The organism is Streptomyces sp. CBMA156, assembly GCF_014596515.1.
In the GTDB taxonomy this organism is placed as follows: Bacteria; Actinomycetota; Actinomycetes; order Streptomycetales; family Streptomycetaceae; genus Kitasatospora.
Window position 1 is genome coordinate 24,468 of record NZ_MSJQ01000023.1, and the last position, 16,678, is coordinate 41,145.

Annotated in this window: 13 protein-coding genes and 1 pseudogene; 6 read left to right on the top strand and 8 right to left on the bottom strand. The window is 73.8% G+C overall.

What is annotated here, in order from left to right:
- Positions 1-10: 10 nt before the first annotated feature.
- Positions 11-184 carry a lysine biosynthesis protein LysW gene (locus tag BU198_RS01455; protein WP_223243763.1) on the bottom strand — a complete coding sequence of 58 codons (174 nt, stop codon included), beginning with the start codon at positions 182-184 and terminating at the stop codon, positions 11-13.
- A 316-nt stretch (positions 185-500) separates the two neighbouring features.
- On the opposite strand from BU198_RS01455, the gene BU198_RS01460 reads away from it, so the two are divergent.
- The gene (locus BU198_RS01460; RefSeq protein ID WP_188294964.1) at positions 501-1,706 is read left to right on the top strand and encodes an acetyl-CoA carboxylase biotin carboxylase subunit family protein; all 1,206 of its coding nucleotides are present in this window, start codon (positions 501-503) and stop codon (positions 1,704-1,706) included.
- A gap of 152 nt (positions 1,707-1,858) precedes the next feature.
- Here the strand turns inward: BU198_RS01460 and BU198_RS01465 are convergent, their stop codons facing one another.
- The 7 genes from BU198_RS01465 to BU198_RS01495 form a co-directional block, all read right to left on the bottom strand.
- A complete protein-coding gene (locus BU198_RS01465; protein WP_317619907.1) occupies positions 1,859-3,121 on the bottom strand; it encodes a biotin carboxylase in 1,263 nt (420 codons plus the stop codon).
- Positions 3,118-4,086, bottom strand: coding sequence for a transketolase family protein (locus BU198_RS01470; protein ID WP_188294965.1), 969 nt, complete (start codon positions 4,084-4,086; stop codon positions 3,118-3,120). The genes BU198_RS01465 and BU198_RS01470 overlap by 4 nt, the downstream gene beginning before the upstream one ends.
- Complete coding sequence (locus tag BU198_RS01475; RefSeq protein ID WP_188294966.1) at positions 4,083-4,925, bottom strand: transketolase; 843 nt, start codon at positions 4,923-4,925, stop codon at positions 4,083-4,085. The genes BU198_RS01470 and BU198_RS01475 overlap by 4 nt, the downstream gene beginning before the upstream one ends.
- Entirely contained in the window at positions 4,922-6,220 is a 1,299-nt protein-coding gene (locus tag BU198_RS01480) for a DegT/DnrJ/EryC1/StrS family aminotransferase (RefSeq protein WP_223243764.1), read from the bottom strand. Before BU198_RS01480 ends, BU198_RS01475 begins: the two co-directional genes overlap by 4 nt.
- Positions 6,221-6,260: 40 nt before the next feature.
- The gene (locus BU198_RS01485; RefSeq protein ID WP_188294967.1) at positions 6,261-7,313 is read right to left on the bottom strand and encodes a BtrH N-terminal domain-containing protein; all 1,053 of its coding nucleotides are present in this window, start codon (positions 7,311-7,313) and stop codon (positions 6,261-6,263) included.
- Between the two features lies 1 nt (position 7,314).
- Complete coding sequence (locus BU198_RS01490; protein WP_317619908.1) at positions 7,315-7,782, bottom strand: hypothetical protein; 468 nt, start codon at positions 7,780-7,782, stop codon at positions 7,315-7,317.
- Positions 7,783-8,106: 324 nt separating this feature from the next.
- Positions 8,107-8,892: a sulfotransferase family protein gene (locus BU198_RS01495; RefSeq protein WP_317619909.1), complete on the bottom strand. Its 786-nt coding sequence runs from the start codon at positions 8,890-8,892 to the stop codon at positions 8,107-8,109.
- Positions 8,893-9,115: 223 nt separating this feature from the next.
- Here BU198_RS01495 and BU198_RS01500 point away from each other — a divergent pair, with 223 nt between their 5' ends.
- The 5 genes and pseudogenes from BU198_RS01500 to BU198_RS01520 form a co-directional block, all read left to right on the top strand.
- Complete coding sequence (locus BU198_RS01500; protein WP_188294970.1) at positions 9,116-9,991, top strand: RimK family alpha-L-glutamate ligase; 876 nt, start codon at positions 9,116-9,118, stop codon at positions 9,989-9,991.
- Positions 9,988-11,112 carry a M20/M25/M40 family metallo-hydrolase gene (locus tag BU198_RS01505; RefSeq protein ID WP_188294971.1) on the top strand — a complete coding sequence of 375 codons (1,125 nt, stop codon included), beginning with the start codon at positions 9,988-9,990 and terminating at the stop codon, positions 11,110-11,112. The genes BU198_RS01500 and BU198_RS01505 overlap by 4 nt, the downstream gene beginning before the upstream one ends.
- Positions 11,109-15,239: a non-ribosomal peptide synthetase gene (locus BU198_RS01510; RefSeq protein ID WP_188294972.1), complete on the top strand. Its 4,131-nt coding sequence runs from the start codon at positions 11,109-11,111 to the stop codon at positions 15,237-15,239. The genes BU198_RS01505 and BU198_RS01510 overlap by 4 nt, the downstream gene beginning before the upstream one ends.
- Positions 15,240-15,249: 10 nt before the next feature.
- Positions 15,250-16,404: an acyl-CoA dehydrogenase family protein gene (locus BU198_RS01515; RefSeq protein ID WP_188294973.1), complete on the top strand. Its 1,155-nt coding sequence runs from the start codon at positions 15,250-15,252 to the stop codon at positions 16,402-16,404.
- A 1-nt stretch (position 16,405) separates the two neighbouring features.
- Positions 16,406-16,678, top strand: a pseudogene (locus tag BU198_RS01520) (hypothetical protein); the annotation flags it as partial.

Sequence of the window (16,678 nt, forward strand, 5' to 3'; positions counted from 1 at the left end):
GCCTGATCGCCTACTCGCCCCAGTCCTCTTCGACCTCGGGCGCGAGGGCGAGGACGGCCGGGCTCAGCGCCACGATCTCCAGCTCGCTCCGGCAGCCGGCGCAGTCGACGATCTCGTTGAGCCGCGCCGTTTGACTGATCTGCACCTCGTCCTCACACTCCGGACAGGCCAGCATGGTGCTCATGTGACGGTTTCCTTTCCATCGGTTGTTCCGGGGCGGAACGCCGTGTCGACGGCGGTGGGGACCGGTCCGCACCCTCGGTTCCGGTGGTGTCCCGGTGCGGTACCGGTCGGTCTGCCGCATCGAAAAGGACGGTACGGCCGTGTCGGCGCCGGGTGCGTCCGCGACAAGCTCATCCGTGCGGACGCACCGCGTTGACCTCGCCGTCCTTCGGCTACGCACCTCGCTTACCTCGGCGCGGACCCGCCCGTGCCACCCTCGTGCTGGTCTGGGTGCTTCTCGGCACCAGCCCTGGAACTCGGCCCGGAGGTCGCGGCGCGTGAAATCCGTACTCATCCTCTCCAAGTGGCAGGCCGGCGGCGTCCTCCTCGCCGCCGAACAGCTGCGGGCCCGCGGCCTGCGCTCGGTCCTGGTCTCCGAACTCGCGGACAACCGCCACCGCGACGACTGCGACGACCACGTCCTGGTGGACTGGGACGGCGAGGACGTGCCCGCGCTCATCGCCCGGCTCGACGAGCGCGGGATCGTCCCCACCGCCGTCGTCAGCCTGATCGAGGCGCTGATCCCCTGGAAGGACGCGCTGGCCGCCCACTACGGCCTGCCGGGAGCCGGCGCCGGCCTGGAGGTGCTGGCCAGCAAGACGCTGGTCAGGGACCGGATGCGGGCCCTGGGGCTGTCCGCCATGCGCTACTGCGGCGACCCGGCGGAGGTGGACTTCTTCCCCGCCATCGTCAAGCCCGCCCGTGACTCCGCGGCCTCGCGGCTGGTCCACCGGGTCGACGGCCCGGACGAACTCCTCGCCTGGCAGCGCCACCTGGCCGACGGCGGGCACTCCGGCACCGAGATGGTCTACGAGGAGTTCCTGCCCGGCGTCGAGTTCTCCGTGGACGGCCCCGTCGTGGACGGCCGCTTCCACCCGGTCCTGGCGGTCGAGAAGCCCGACCACGACGACGTCAGGCACCACGACGCGGGGCTGCGGGTCCACCCGCCCCAGCAGGACCACGTGCGGGCGGGCGTGCGCGCCCTGACCGAGGCGGTCAGCGCGTTCTGCGCCGACCTGCGCCTCGACCAGCACTGGCTGCACGTCGAGGGCCGGTCCGACGAGGACGGCCGCACGGAACTGGTGGAGATCAACCTCAGGTTCGGCGGCGGCATGTACCCCACGGCGATCCGCGAGGTCAGCGGGATCGACCCGATGGAGGCGGTGGTCTCCATGGCGCTGGGCGAGTTCTCCCTGGACCGGCTGGGCCCGGTCCGCGACCGGGCGATCGTCGGCTGGGTCGACGTGGAGGCCGAGGAGCTCGGCCGGGTCGAGATGCGCACGACGGAGGACGACCTGCTCGGACTGCCGGGCGTGATCAAGGCGGAGCTGGTCGACGGCTACCTGGTCCACAGCCTGGAGCAGGAGAACTACTTCATCCGCTTCGCGATGACCGCCGACTCCGTGGGCCAGTTGCGGGCCCGGGCCGAGACCGTCCTGGGCGCGCTCGACTACCGCATCACCGCGCCGCCGCGGGCGGACTGAGCCGACGCGACGACGCCCCGGGCCGGGGCGTCGTCGGCTGCACGGCCCGTCCGGCACCCGGCCGGCCCGGAACGCCGACAGGGCGTGCCCCGAGGCCCCTTCCGGGTCCGCGGGACACGCCCTGAGCCACCGGCCACGCGCCGGTCCACGGGTCAGCACACCTGGATCAGCGGCTCCGCCTCCACCCGGAACGCCGCCGCGGTGCGCTGGACGGCCTCCTCCACGGCGGCCGTGGACGCGCCGCGGAAGCGGAACCTGCCGCCCACGTGCTCGTAGTAGGAGTCGGCCTCCGGCAGCACCTCGCCGGGTTCCAGCACCACCTCCGCGTACGGGCCGGGCGAGCGCCCGAGCATGGACGTCACCGCGGTGATCCGGCACGGCCTGCTCTCCGGGGCGGGGACGAGCAGCCAGCCGCCGACCTCCTCGCCGCGCAGCGCGGGCAACGCCCGCGGGGGCAGGGCGAGTTGGTTGCGGAACGCGACCTCCATCAGGTCGAGGCCGTGGACCTCCCGCCACAGCAGCGGGATCTCCGCTCCCCCGACCCTGGCGCCGATCTCCAGGAAGGTGCACGTCCCCGCCGCACGGTCGACGAACACCTCCAGGTGGAACACGGTGGGCCGGTCCGTGAGCGCGCGCAGGACCCGCCCGGCGAAGTCGGCGACGAGCCGCTCCAGCGCCGGATCGCTCTCCTCGACGGAGCCCAGGACGGTGCCGCCGCGGAAGTCCATGCAGTTGTTGAGGTAACGGGATGCCCGGACGACGGACACCGTGTCGCCGTCGCTGGAACCGTCGACGTGGAAGATCGGGTTCGGGTCGAACGTCTGGACCAGGTACGGCCCGTCGTCGAAGCTCAGTCCGTCCAGCTCCTCGGGCGTGTCGATCCGGACGACGCCCGAACTGGAGCTGCCGATCGTCGGTTTGACGACCACCGGCCACCCGTGGACCCGTGCGAAGGACAGCACGCTGCCGGCGTCCGGGGCCGGGGCGAAGTCCGGGACGGACAGGCCCGCCGCGGCGACCTTGGCGACCATCACCAGCTTGTCCCGGAACGGCAGCAGCTGGTCGGTCCGCGGCCCGGGAACCTGCCACCGCTCGCGCAGCGCGGCCCCGGCCAGGAGGTCGTCCTCCTTGAGCGCGACGATCCGCTCGGGTCGCCCGTACCGCCGGACCAGGTCCTCGACGGCCGCGGTGACCTCGGGCAGGTCGTCGGTGGCCTTCACCACGGCGACGCCGGCCGCCGACCCGGGCACCGAGGCGAGCCCGACCTCGGTGCTCACGTACGTCACCCGGTGGTACCGGTGGTCGATGTAGCCGGCGTACTCCGCGTACCGCTCACCCCAGCGGTTGACCACGACGACGTGCGACGACGGTGGCAGCTCGGTCGTGACGGGCCCCGACTCCCGTGCCGTGGTCACGCGGTGACGTCCACTCGCTCGGTCCGCCCGGCGCGGGCCGCCGCGTCGAGGGCGGTGCGGACGGTCCGCACCACCCGCTCCGCGGTGAGGCCGTAGTGCGCGACCAGGTGTTCCTGGTTGCCGACCTCGTCGACGAACCGGTCCGGCATGCCCAGCCTCAGCACCCGGGTGGGCGCCTCCTCGGCCACCGCCTCGGCCACCGCGCCGCCCAGGCCGCCGCTGCACCAGTGCTCTTCGAGGGTCACCACGAGCGAGGCCGGCCGGACGGCGGCCACCAGCGTCCGCGTGTCGAACGGCCGCAGCGTGTGCATGTTCAGCACGGTCGCCTCGATGCCCTGCCCGGCGAGGAGCTCCGCCGCGGCGAGGCAGGCGAGCACCGGGTACGGGCCGCAGCTCGCGAGCACCACGTCGCCGCCCTGCCGCAGCGTCTGCGCCTTCCCGATGACCGGCGGCGGGGCGGCGGGCAGCGCCGGGGACGGCTTGCGGCCGAGCCGGAGGTAGAGCGGTCCCGCCAGCTCCAGGCTCTGCTCGACGAACGCCTCCGTGGCGGCGGCGTCGGCCGGGACCACCACGGTCATCCCGGGCAGGACCCGCATCACGGCGAGGTCCTCCAGGGCCTGGTGGGTCGGGCCGAGGTGGCCCGCGGCCAGGCCGCCGTGGGTGGCCGCGATGCGGACCGGCAGCTTGTTGTAGGCGATGTCGATCTTGATCGGTTCCAGGGCCCTGGACGTGGCGAAGGCGGCCATCGTGTTGACGAACGGCATCCGCCCGGACGCGGCCATCCCGGCCGCGATGCCCATCAGGTTGTGCTCGGCGATGCCGAGGTTGAGGTACTGGTCGCCGGCCGCGGCGGCGTGCTCGGCGCTGAACAGGCCGGTGTCGGAATCGAGGCACATCAGCTCGGGGTGCCCGCCCAGCAGGGCGAGCAGCCTGTCCCGGTAGGCCTCGCGGGTCGCACGGCTCATTCGGCGGCCTCCGTGGCCTGCAGGGCGCGGATCGCCCGCGCGTGGTTGCGCGGCGACAGCGTCACGTAGTGGCTGGCGCTGCGGCCGGCGAGGAACGGGAGCCCCTGGCCCTTGACCGTGCGGGTGATCAGCACGCTCGGCCTGCCCGGCTCCCACGGGGCGGCGGCGAGGTGTTCCGCCAGTGCGGCCGGGTCGTGCCCGTCCACGTCACGGACCGCCCAGCCGAAGCTGCGCCAGCGGTCGGCCAGCGGCTCCATCGGCGCGATGCCGTCGGTGGCGCCGGTCAGCTGCAGTCCGTTGCGGTCCACCACGGCGACCAGCCGGTCCAGCCGCAGCGACGCGGCCGCGATGGCCGCCTCCCACACCGAGCCCTCCTGGAGCTCGCCGTCGCCGAGCAGCACGAAGCTGCGCGAGGCGCGGCCGGCGTAGCGGGCGGCCAGCGCGAAGCCGCAGCCCAGCGCGAGGCCGTGGCCGAGCGATCCGGTCGGCAGCTCCACGCCGGGCACCGCCCGGACCGGATGGCCCATCAGCCTGCTGCCGGGGCGGCCGTATCCGGCGAGTTCCGCGACCGGGAAGAAGCCCCGTTCGGCCAGCGTCGCGTAGAGGCCGACGGCGGCGTGGCCCTTGCTGAGCAGGAAGCGGTCGCGGTCCGGGTCGTCCGGCCGCTCCGGGTCCACGTTCAGCACCGAGAAGTACAGCGCGGTGAGCACGTCGGCGCAGGAGAACGCGCCGCCGAGGTGACCGCCCTCGGGGCCCGCGCACATGTCGACGACGTGCGCGCGGATGCGGGCGGCGACCGCCTCCAGCGAGTCCCGCTCCAGGAGCTGACCCGTGGTCACGACGCCGCCTTCGCGAGCGTGGCCACCATGTCGAGGTTCTGCCACACCTTCTCGAAGGCGTCCGCGTACAGGGCGAGCAGGTCCCCCGAACCCGGGTGGAGGTGGCGCTTCTGGATGGTCAGGGAGTCGGCGATGACCGCGCGGGTCACCGGGTAGTCCTCCCCCGCGACCGTGCCGGGCGCGCCGGTCACGGCCCACGGGTGGCCCGAGCCGAAGCCGACGCGGTCCACGAACACCTTCTGGTCGGGCAGCGGCATGAGCTGGTACTGCGACATCGGCACGCCCTCGGCGCGCAGCAGCCGCCGCACGGTCGAGCGCAGGGCCTCCGGCCGCACCCCGTCCAGACCGAACGCGGCCGGGTCGAACCGGAACCGCAGGATGTGCCAGGCGTGGGTGGTGTCGGGGAGCGCGGTCGGCACCTGGAGCCCCGGCAGCTTCGCGAGCCGCGCGAGGAACCCGGTGATGTTCCGCTGCCGCGCGCGCTCGTACTCGTCGAACCGGGCGAGCTGCGCGACGGTGAACGCGGCCTGGAGGGCGTTCATCTTGTGGTTCCAGCCCAGGCCGTACGAGACGTAGTCGCGCTCGCGGCCGGCCTCGATCACCTCGCCGAACTGCCGGCCCCGGCGCATCGCCCCGGCCAGCTCGTCGTCGCCGGTGACCAGCAGGCCGCCCTCGCCGCAGGTCGGGATGTTCTTGCTGACCTGGAGGCTGAACGAGCCCGCGTCGCCGATCCCGCCGACCGGCCGCCCGCGGTGGGTCGCCCCGGGCGCCTGGGCGGCGTCCTCGACCACCTTGAGGTCGTGCCTGGCCGCGATCCCGGTGATCCGGTCCATGTCGGCGGGCGCGCCGTGCAGGTGCACGGGGATGATCGCCCTGGTCCGGTCGGTGATCCGGCGCTCGATGTCGTCCGGATCGATGTTGAAGGTGACCGGGTCGATGTCGGCGAACACGGGCACGGCCATCTGGTGGACCGGGGCGAGCCCGGTGGCGATGAAGCTGAGCGCGGGCACGATCACCTCGTCCCCGGGCCCGATGCCGAGCGCGGCCAGCGCGAGGGACAGGGCCGCGGTGCCGTTGGACACCGCCACGCAGTGCCCGAAGCCGAAGCGCCGGGCCCAGCTCTCCTCCAGGATGGAGACGGCGTTCACGCCGTCCGTGTCAGACACCAGCCGCGGGCCGTCGAGCGCGTCGAGGACGGCCTTGCGGTCCTCGTCCTCGATCAGCGGCCACTCCACCCGGCGCCGCTCCCTCGGCACGGCCGCGGTACCGCCCAATGCTGCCAGCTTGCTCATCATTCTCCCGTCCAGAGCGTCACGGTGGTCGAACTGCGGGCGGTCACAGTCGCGCCGCCACGGCGCCGACGGCGTCGACCGCACGCGCGTACGCGCCGCGCAGCACCGTGGCGTGGTGCGCGATGTCGGCTGCGGCCGCACGGGGGTCCTGGAGGCCGTGCGCGCCGGTGAACCGCAGCCCGGTCCACGCGTGCGCGACGGCCTCGACGGCCCGTCCGGCGCCGGCGAGCGCCGGGTCGTCCCACTGCCGGCCGCAGCGGCGCAGCAGTTCGCCGTGCAGCGAGGCCTGCGCCTGCATGCCCCAGCCGAACGGGTACAGCTCGCGCAGCGCGCCGGCGTCCCCGGCCCGGCAGCGGTCGAGGAGTTCCGCGGCGAACTCGTCGTACCCGGCGAGGCCGGTACGGGCCGGGCCGGCCGTGGTGAAGCCCTCGACGTCGGTGCGCAGGAAGCCGCCGAGCAGTTCGGGGGTCAGCGGCGCGGGCGGGGCGTCGAGGCGGACGTCGAGGCAGCGCCGGCCGATCCGCGAGTCGCTGAAGAACGCGTCCTGGACGTCGGTCGGGTTCGCCGAGCCCCAGCTGCGCAGGAACTCCTCGATCGGGACGGCGCCGCGGAAGGCCGGCGGCATCGCGTCCGAGACGTACACCACCCCGCGGGTCTCGTCCAGGCCGTAGACCACCACCAGGTGGGCGGCGTGCACGTCGCCGTACGCGGGCCGGAACGGCAGGTGGAAGTTGTCCACGGCGGCGATGACCGGCCGGTTGTCGGCCAGCGACTCGCGCACCTCCCGCCAGACGTCGTTCTCGTCGGCGGGCTGCCACCAGCGCGAGTGCAGTCCGTGGTGCGGCGCCAGGGCGGCGCCGAGGTCGGGGCCGCCGGACTCCTGGTCGGGGCACGGGTAGTAGAACTCCTCGGACCTGACGTCCCCCGGCAGGTGCAGGAACCGCCAGCTCGCCCCGAGCACGGCCAGCGGGTCGGCGCCCTCCCGGATCAGGAGCGAGCCGAAGGTGGCCTGGAGGCAGCTGACCAGGTCGCGGTACCACAACTCCGGTTCGGGGCCGGTGATGTGGTACGTCCGGGCCGTCGCTTCGACGGTCATGTCAGGGCTCCGTCCGCTGGAGGGTGACCGCGAAGACGTGCACCGCGACGTTGCGGGGCAGCAGGATGCCGGTCAGGCCGGCCCGCCGGGTGACCGGCACGCGCTGCGCCCACATGACCGCGGCAACGCCCCGCTGCACGTGGTGCGGGTAGTGCATGACGAGGCTCTCGAACGCCTTGACCTCGCCGAACCACGCGGGCGCCGCCCAGAAGTCGGAGATCCGCAGCGGTTCCGCGTCGACCGAGCCGTCGGCGAAGTTCAGCTCGACGGTGTCCTCGCAGCGCCGTTCGGACGCGGCCAGGACGTGCACCCAGTCGTAGCGGCCCTCGGGGACGCGGATGAACTGTCCGGCGCAGCGGACGTTGTCCGGTCCTTCGCAGACCGGAGGGAACTCGAAGGGGACTCCGTCCACGTGGACGAGGCTCTTGCCCTCCGGCAGGTACTCGGCGGCGAACGAGTTTCCCCACACATTGAATTTCCCCGCCCTGGTCTCCGTCGCCGCGGAGATGGCCGTGTTGTTGCGATGGCCGGATATGTCGACCGGTTCGCACAGTCCGGCTCGGGCGGAGGACACCGAAATGCCCGTCAAGTGACCCACCTCACTGGAAAGCCTTTTTGCATTCCGCACTGGATGACTGGCTCGCGGTGTCCGTCCGTCCCGCGATTGCCTTCGAATGTCCCGGCCGCCGGACCGGGACGGCCGACGGGCGGTCCCGCCGGGTATTCCGGCCGGCCGCTCCCGGATTCACGACTTCGCACCTTCACGGCCTCACGGCCTCTCGGCTTCTCGGCCTTAGGGCCGGATCGCGGCGGCGCGCAGCTTCTCGTAGTACGGCAGGTGGAAGTCGCGGTGGGCCCGCAGCACCGGGTCCGCGGCGACCTTCTCGGCGCCGTCGCTGCGGCCGCGCGCGAAACCGGTGGTCTCGCTGGTCGACTGGTGCCACTTGCTGGTCGTCCGCCACTCCGACCGCATCCCCGCCCCCCAGTTCAGCGCCTCCGGGACGAAGGGGATGCCCACCGCCGCGCAGTACGCCCGCACGGTCTCGGCCGGCCGGTCGAGCAGGTCGTCGGAGTCGACCACGACCGGCGTGGTCCCGGTGGCGTTCTGCACGGCGGTGAAGATCTCGTACAGCCGGGCGAAGCCGATCTCGTCGCGGCCGAGGTCCGGGTTGAGCGCGTGGTGCGACGCGATGGCCTCGGCCGGGTGCCGGATGATGAAGGTGTGGGTCGCGGCCGCGAGGAAGTCCTCGTCGGCGAGCAGCGCCGGGTAGTGGAAGTCCGTGGTGTCCTTGAAGAACACCGGCTTCTCCGCCGCGATGGCGCGCAGCCGCGCGAGCACGTCCTGCTCGGTGTGCGCGACCCGGTCGCCGACCTCCACCTCGCCGAAGTCGACCACCCGGGAGAACGGCTCGTGCACGACGACGCGGTCGTCCCGTTCCGTCATCATCCGCGCGAACGCGGTGGATCGGCAGCGCGGCGCGCTCCACAATGCGAGCACCGGTATCCGGTCCGATGTGTGTCCCACGATTTCCCCCTCGTCTCCGACGCGGCTGGACGCAGCCGAACGAAAAGCGCGCACCGGTCAATGCGGCAGGTATGCGAATCCGGTCCAGCGTGGCACGGGTGCGACCGGACCCGGGTAAGCAGACTTCGCAGTCGCCGGCGGTGAAAGTCATCACGGTGCGTCCCCTGGCCTGAACTTGTCGCGGACGCGCCCGGGGCCGGCCTGCTCGTAGTTTCCTATTCACGCGTCAGGCCGGTTGTACCGTCCGGTCAATCAGTGCCCCTAATACGGAGGTCACGTGTCAGCGACAGAGCGCCCGGGGGACCGCGGGATCGCGGTACTCGCCAGCAGGATCGGCGCGGACGAGAAACGGCTGTTCGACGCCTTCGACCGGCGCGGCGTCCCCTTCGAGCACGTCGACACCCGCCGGCAGTGGTTCCCGGCCGGGCAGCACGGCCTGCCCTGGGGGCTCGCGCTGAACCGGGAGATCGGCCAGGTCCGCGCCGAGTACGCGGCCCGCTGCCTCGACGCCGCGGGCGTCGAGGTGGTCAACAGCCCGGACGCCACCGAGGTCTGCGGCGACAAGTGGCGCACCACCCTGGCCTTCCTGACGGCCGGGGTGCCGACTCCGCGCACCGCGCTCGGCCTCACGCCGCAGGCCACGCTGGAGGCCCTGGACTCCATCGGCTACCCGGCCCTGATCAAACCGCTGGTCGGCTCCTGGGGCCGGCTGGTGGTCCCGCTGGCCGACCGGGCCACCGCGGAGGCCGTGCTCGAGTACGTCGCCGCGCTGCCGGGCCCGCAGTCGCACCTCGGGTACGTGCAGGAGCTGATCGACAAGCCCGACCGGGACATCCGGGTGATCGTGGTCGGCGGCGAGGTGCTGGGGGCCGTCTACCGGAGCGGTGAGGCCCTGCGCACCAACGTGGCCCTCGGCGGGCAGACCCGGCCGTGCGAGGCGACGGCGGAGATCACCAAGCTCTCGCTCGCCGCCGCCTCCTCCGTCGGCGCGGACATCGCCGGTGTCGACCTGATCGAGGACCGGGACGGCCGGCTGCTGGTGCTGGAGGTCAACCACCGGGTCGAGTTCTCCGGTTTCCAATCCGCGCTCGGCGACCGGGTCGACGTCGCGGACCACATCGTCGACCACCTACTGGAGCGAGCGCAACGATGAACTGGGCGTTCACATCCTCCGGCAGCGTCACCGAGACGTACGCCGTCGGACTGCTGCGCAACATGCTGGAGATCCCCTCCACGTCCTACCAGGAGCGCGCGCTGGCCGACTACCTGGCCGAGGCGATGACGGACCTGGGCTTCCTGACCCACATCGACGGCGTGGGCAACGTCATCGGCGTCATCGAACGCGGTGAGGGCCCGACCGTCATGCTGCTGGGGCACATGGACACCGTCTCGGGCCAGGTCCGGGTCCGCTCCGAGGACGGCCGGCTGTACGGCCGCGGCGCGGTGGACGCCAAGGGCCCGCTCGCCGCGATGATCTGCGCCGCGGCCGGCGCGGTGGACTTCGCCGGCCGACTGGTGGTGATCGGCGTCGTCGAGGAGGAGACCCCGCGCTCCCGGGGCGCGATGGCGATCCGGGCCGCCCACCAGCGGCCGGACGCGCTGGTCATCGGCGAACCCAGCGGCTGGTCGAGCGTGGTGCTCGGCTACAAGGGCAAGCTCGACCTGCGCTACACCGTCAAGTGCCCCGCCACCCACCCGAGCAACCCGGCGCCGAAGGCCTCCGAACTGGCCGTCGCCTGCTGGGACGCGCTGGTCGACCTGCTCGGCCCGGACGCGAGCCACGGCGTGTTCGCCCAGCCGGGCGCAACGCTCTGCCGGCTCAACGCCGACATGACCTCGGCGACGGCCGACCTCAGCATCCGCATCCCGCCGGGATTCGACGTCGACGCCCTGGTGGGCGCGCTGCGCGAGCGGCTGACGGCCGGCGACCTCGACGTGGTGAACTCGGTGGCGGCCTGCCGGGTGGGCAGGTCCGACCCGGTGGTCCGCGCCCTGGTGTCCGGGGTCAGGCGACTGCACGCCCAGCCGCGCCTGGTGGTGAAGACGGCCACCTCGGACATGAACACCCTGGCCGAGGTCTGGGACGTCCCGATGGCCACCTACGGCCCGGGCGACAGCAGCCTCGACCACGCCGACGACGAGCACATCGTGCTGTCCGACTACCTGCGCGGCATCGACGTGCTGACCCTCGCCGTCACGGAGCTGGCGCAGCTGCCCGTGCGCGCGGACACCCCGGAGACCGCGGCGCCCCGGCCCGAGAGGAGCCTGCGGTGACCGACCTGACCCAGCGCCTCGCCGCGCTGCCGGCGGAGCGCCGCACACGGTTCCTCGCCCGGCTGCGGGAGCAGGCGCGCGCCGCGGCGGAGCGGGGCCCGACGCCGCGCGGCGACACCGGGCCTGTGCCGCTGTCGCCCGCGCAGGAGACCCTCCGGTTCCTCGACGGCCCGGCACCGGACGCCCCGGTCGGCGGGATGCCGCTGTGCCTGCGCCTGCGGGGCGGCCTGGACGCGCGGGCGCTGCGCTCCGCGCTGGCCGCGGTCGTCGCCCGGCACGACGCGCTGCGGACCGTGATCGTGGAGCGCGAGGGCGGCCCGATGCAGGTGGTCGTGCCCGAGGTCCCGGTCGAACTGCCGCTGGTCGAGGCCGAGGGCGCGGACCACGGGCAGCGGCTCGCCGCCGCGCGGGCCCTGGTGGAGGCGCGGAGCGGGGCACCGTTCGACCCGGCCAGGATGCCGGTGTGGCGCGCGCTGCTGGTCAGGGTGGCGCCGGACGACCACCTCTTCCTGTTCGACCTGCCCGACGTGGTGTGCGACGCCCGCTCGCGGGAGGTGCTGGCCCGCGACCTCGCCGAGTGCTACCGCTCACGGCTCGCCGGCGACGCCCCGCGACTTCCTGAACTCCCGGTGCAGTACCCCGACTTCACGGTGTGGCAGCGCGCCCGGCGGCGCACCGCCGACCTGGACGCGGCGGCCGCGTACTGGCGGGAGAAGCTGGCCGGCTCCGAGGTCCTGGAGTTCCCGACCGACCGGCCGCGCGGCGACGCCAGGACCTTCGCGGGCGGCGCCGACAGCTTCCCCGTCGGGCACGAGGGCGTGCAGCGGGCGGGCAAGCTGGCCGGGGAGGAGGGCGCGAGCCCGTCCGATGTCCTCACCGCCGCGTTCCTCACCCTGCTGCACCGCTACTCGGGCCTGGACGACCTGGTGATCGGCTCGCCTGACCCGGACCGGCCGCACGACGCCGTGTCCTCGGTGGTCGGCCCCTTCACCGACCTGCGGGTGCTGCGCACGGACCTCTCCGGCGACCCGACCTTCCGCGAACTGGTCCGGCGGGTCGGGCGCGTGACGTCCGAGGCGTACCAGAGGGGCGGCCTGTCCCTCGACAGGCTGGTCGCCGCCGCGGACCCGGTCCTCGACCCGTCCCGCTCCCCCGTCTTCCAGATCGTGTTCGGCGTGGCCTCCCCGGACCCGGACCCGGACCAGGACCAGGCCCCGGACCTCGCGACCGCCCTGCCGGGCATCGAGACCTCGCGCGAGAGCGTCCGCGGCCGCGGCTCCCGGTTCGACATGAGCTGGAGCCTGGCGGAGCGGACCGCTCCCGGCGCCGACGCCGTGCTGCGCGTCGAGTTCAACACCGACCTGTTCGACGCCGCGAGCGTCGCCAGGTTCGCCCGGCACTACGACGGGCTGCTGCGCGCCCTGACCGCCGCCCCGGACACCCCGTTGTCCGCCGCCGAGGTGCTGAGCCCGGCGGACCTGGCGTTCCTGGCCGAGGTCGGCCGGGGGCCGGTGCGGCCGATCCGCGAATCCACCGTCGTGGCGGAGTTCGAGGCGCGCGTCCGGGAGGCTCCGGACGCCGTGGCGGTCCTCGTCGACGGCGTCGAGACCGGCTACGCCGAGCTCAACACCCGGGCGAACCGGCTCGCCGCCCTGCTGCGCGGGCGCGGCGTCGGGCCCGGCATGCGGGTCGGCCTCTGTCTGCACAGGACCGTGGACGTGCCGACCGCGATCCTCGCGGTGCTCAAGACCGGCGCGGCCTACGTGCCGCTCGACCCGGCGCATCCGCCCGCCCGCGTCGCGGAGATCGCCTCCGACGCGGACCTGCGCGCGGTGATCGCGCACACCGGGACCGGCAGGGCCGTGGCCGAGGCCGGCGCGCCCGTCGTGACGCTGGACGACGTCCGCGAGGAGCTGGCGGCGATGCCCGGCGGGAACCCGCCGCTCGCCGCGCGGCCGGACGACGTCGCGTACGTCATCTACACCTCGGGCAGCACCGGCAAGCCGAAGGGCGTGCTGCTCGAACACCGCGGCGTGGTCAACTTCGTCGACTCCACCCGGGACCTGTTCGAGCTGACCCCGGCCGACCGGGTGCTCGGGTTCGCCTCGGTGACCTTCGACGTCTCCGTCTTCGAGACGTTCTCGGCGCTGCTCACCGGAGCACGGCTGTGCCTGGCGACCGACGACGAACGGCTGTCCGTCGACCGGCTCCAGGCGCTGATGGAGCGGGCCGGCATCACCGTGATCGACCTGCCCCCGACCGTCATGCCGCTGCTGGCGCCCGAGAAGTTCACCGACCTGCGGATCGCGTTCGTCGGCGGCGAGGCGTTCAGCGGTGAGCTGGTGAACCGGTGGAACCCCGGCCGTCGGCTGTTCAACGGCTACGGGCCGACCGAGTGCACGGTCACGGTGATCGTGGAGGAGTGCCCCGGCACCTGGGACGCCTCGCCGCCGATCGGCCTGCCGATGGCCAACCACGTGGCGCACGTGCTGGACCGCGACCTGCGCCAGGTGCCGGTCGGTGTGCCCGGCGAACTGGTGATCGGCGGCGCCGGACTGGCGCGCGGCTACCTCGACCGGGACGAGCTGACCGCCGAGAAGTTCGTCGCCGACCCGTTCGGCACCGCGCCCGGTGGACGGCTGTACCGGACCGGCGATCTGGTGAAGCGGCTGGCCGACGGCCGGCTGGTCTTCCTCGGCCGGCTCGACCAGCAGGTCAAGATCCGCGGCCTGCGGATCGAACTGGGCGAGGTGGAGTCGGCGTTGACCGCCTTCGACGGCATCGGACCGGTCAGCGTGCGGACCCGCGCCGACGACGGCGGGGACAAGTACCTGGTCGGCTACCTGACCGGGATCACCGAGCAGCAGGTGCCCGCGGTCCGCGAGCACCTCGGCACCCGCCTGCCGTCGTACATGATCCCGTCGTACTTCGTGGTCCTCGACGAACTGCCGCTCACCAGCAGCGGCAAGGTCGACTGGCGCCGGCTGCCCGCGCCCGACCGCGGCCGCACCGACGACCGCCCCGGCGACGAGTCGCTCACCGTGACGGAACGGCGGCTGCTGGACGACGTGCTCGCCCCCCTGCTGCGCGGCGGCCGGATCGGCGTGCGCGACGACTTCTTCCTGGCCGGCGGCAACAGCCTCCAGGCCGTCCAGCTGATGTCGGCGATCGGCCGCAGGTTCGGGGTGGAGATCACGCTCGGCGACTTCTTCGCCTCGCCGACCGTCTCGCACCTGGCCTCCGTCATCGACGCCGACCGCGCCGCCCGGCGCGACGACGGCGACCCGCTCGACGCGCTGGCGGGCCTGTCCGGGCAGGACGGCGCCGGGACGGCCGCGCGGGCGGACGACCGGGCACCGGTGGTGATGCGCGCGTCGGGCCCGGCCCAGGTCGTCCTGCTGCACCCCTCCGGCGGCGAGCTGTTCTGCTACATGCCGCTGGCCAGGGCGCTGCGCGCGGACATCGGGGTGGCCGGGTTCGCCGCCGACCCGCTGGACGCCGCCGTCGCTCCACCGGACGCGATGGCGGCCACCGCCGCCAGGATCGCGCGGTCCCTGACCGCGAGCGGTCTGCCGGGGTCGTTCTGCCTGGCCGGCTGGTCCTACGGCGGCGTGCTCGCCTTCGAGGTCGCCCGGCAGATCGAGCTGGAGACCGGGCAGCGCCCGCCGCTCGTCCTGCTGGACGCCGCGTACGACGAGGACACCGTCCCCCTGGACGAGCCGACGGTGCGGCAGCGGTTCGTGCACGACGTCGCCAGGCTCGCGGGCTGCACCGGCCCCGCGGTGCACGCGGTGCTGGACGACCCGGCCGCCGGGGTGGCCGCCGTCCGCCGGACCCTGGCCGGGCTCGGCGTCGAACTGGAGCTCACCGAGCAGGAGTTGGACTCCCGCTTCGCCACCTTCCGGTCCTGCGCCCTGTCGATGCAGGAGTACCGCCCGCCGGCCCCGTACGGTGGCCCGGTCACGGTGCTGACCGCCTCGCCCCACCCCGCCATGGAGGAGCAGTGGCGGGCGGTGTGCACGGGCCCGTTCCGGGCCGGGAGCGTGCCCGCCGACCACTACACCCTGTTCACGGAACCGGCGCTGGACCGGGTCGTCGCGGCGATCGAAGAGATGCTCGCCCCTTGAGGAGACGCAGATGCGGTACGGGTTCACCGAGGACCAAGAGCGGTTCCGCGCGGAGGTGCGGAGGACGCTGCGCTCCCCCGAGGTGCGCACCGCCGCGGCGGCGGCCACCGGCGCCGACGGCGTCGAGCCGGACCAGCGCCCGCTCTACCGCCTGCTCGGGGAGCTGGGACTGCTCGCCGTGCACTGGCCGGCCGAGTACGGCGGAGCGGGCCGTCCGCTCACCGACGCGGCGATCGTCGCCGAGGAGCTGGTGCGCGCGGGCGTCCCCGACACCCTGCACGTCAACACCATCCAGATCGTCGGCCAGTTCCTGCTGATGGCGGGCAGCGACGAGCAGAAGCGCCGGTACCTGCCCGCGCTGGCCCGCGGCGAGAGCTTCGCCTCGGTGCTCTACACCGAGCCGGACGCGGCGTCCGACCTCGGCGCGCTGCGGGCCGTGGCCGAACCGGACGGCGACGGCTACCGGATCACGGGCACCAAGGTGTTCAGCCTGAAGACCCGGTTCGTCGACCTCGGCCTGTGCGCGGCCCGCACGACGCCGGGCGCGGGGAAGTACCAGGGGATCAGCCTGTTCCTGGTCGACATGTCCGCTCCCGGCGTCGCGGTGTCGGTCATCCCCGGCATCGGCGACGAGCACTTCCACCGGATCGACCTGGACGCGGTCGCGGTGCCGGGCGACGCCCTCCTCGGGCCGCGCGACGAGGGGTGGCCGCTGCTCAACCAGGCGCTGGCCATCGAGCGCACCGGCCTCGACTACTACCTCAAGGCCGAACACTGGCTGGAGGCCGCGCTGGAGGCCCTGGCCGACGGCGGGGCGGACGACCCGCACGACGCGGACCTCGAACGGATCGGGCGCTGGTACGGCGCGCTCACCGCCGACCACGTCCTCGCCTGGGAGGTGCTCACCGGCCTGGCGGCGGACCGGGTCGACCAGGTCGCGGCCGCCGTCGCGAAGTACCACAGCAGCGAACTCGCCCAGAGCGTCGCGGCCTGGGCCGCCGGCGTCCCCACCCCTGAGCAGCGGGCCGACCGCACCCGAGCGGCGCAGACCCTGGACTCGGCCTTCCGGGAGGCGCCGGGGCTCACGCTGTCGGCCGGCACCTCCGAGGTGATGCTCCAGATCACGGCCGCCGCGTTCGACTCCATCGGACCGCAGGAGCACTGACATGGACCTCACCCCCGACCCGCTCTTCATCCAGCTGCGCAGGGCGCTGCGCACCGGCCTGGACGGCCTCCCCGCCCTGGACGGGATCCACGGCGCGCCGGTGGCCGACGGGGCCTGCGGCCCGACCCGGCCGGTGCTCGACGCGCTGGACGCGGCCGCCTTCGAACGGCCGGCCGCCGCCGGCGGCCTCGGTCTCGGCCTGACGGCCGGGGTGCTCGTCGGCGAGGAGCTCGGCCGCGCGGCCCGCGGGAACTCCTACCGGGCCGACGCGGTG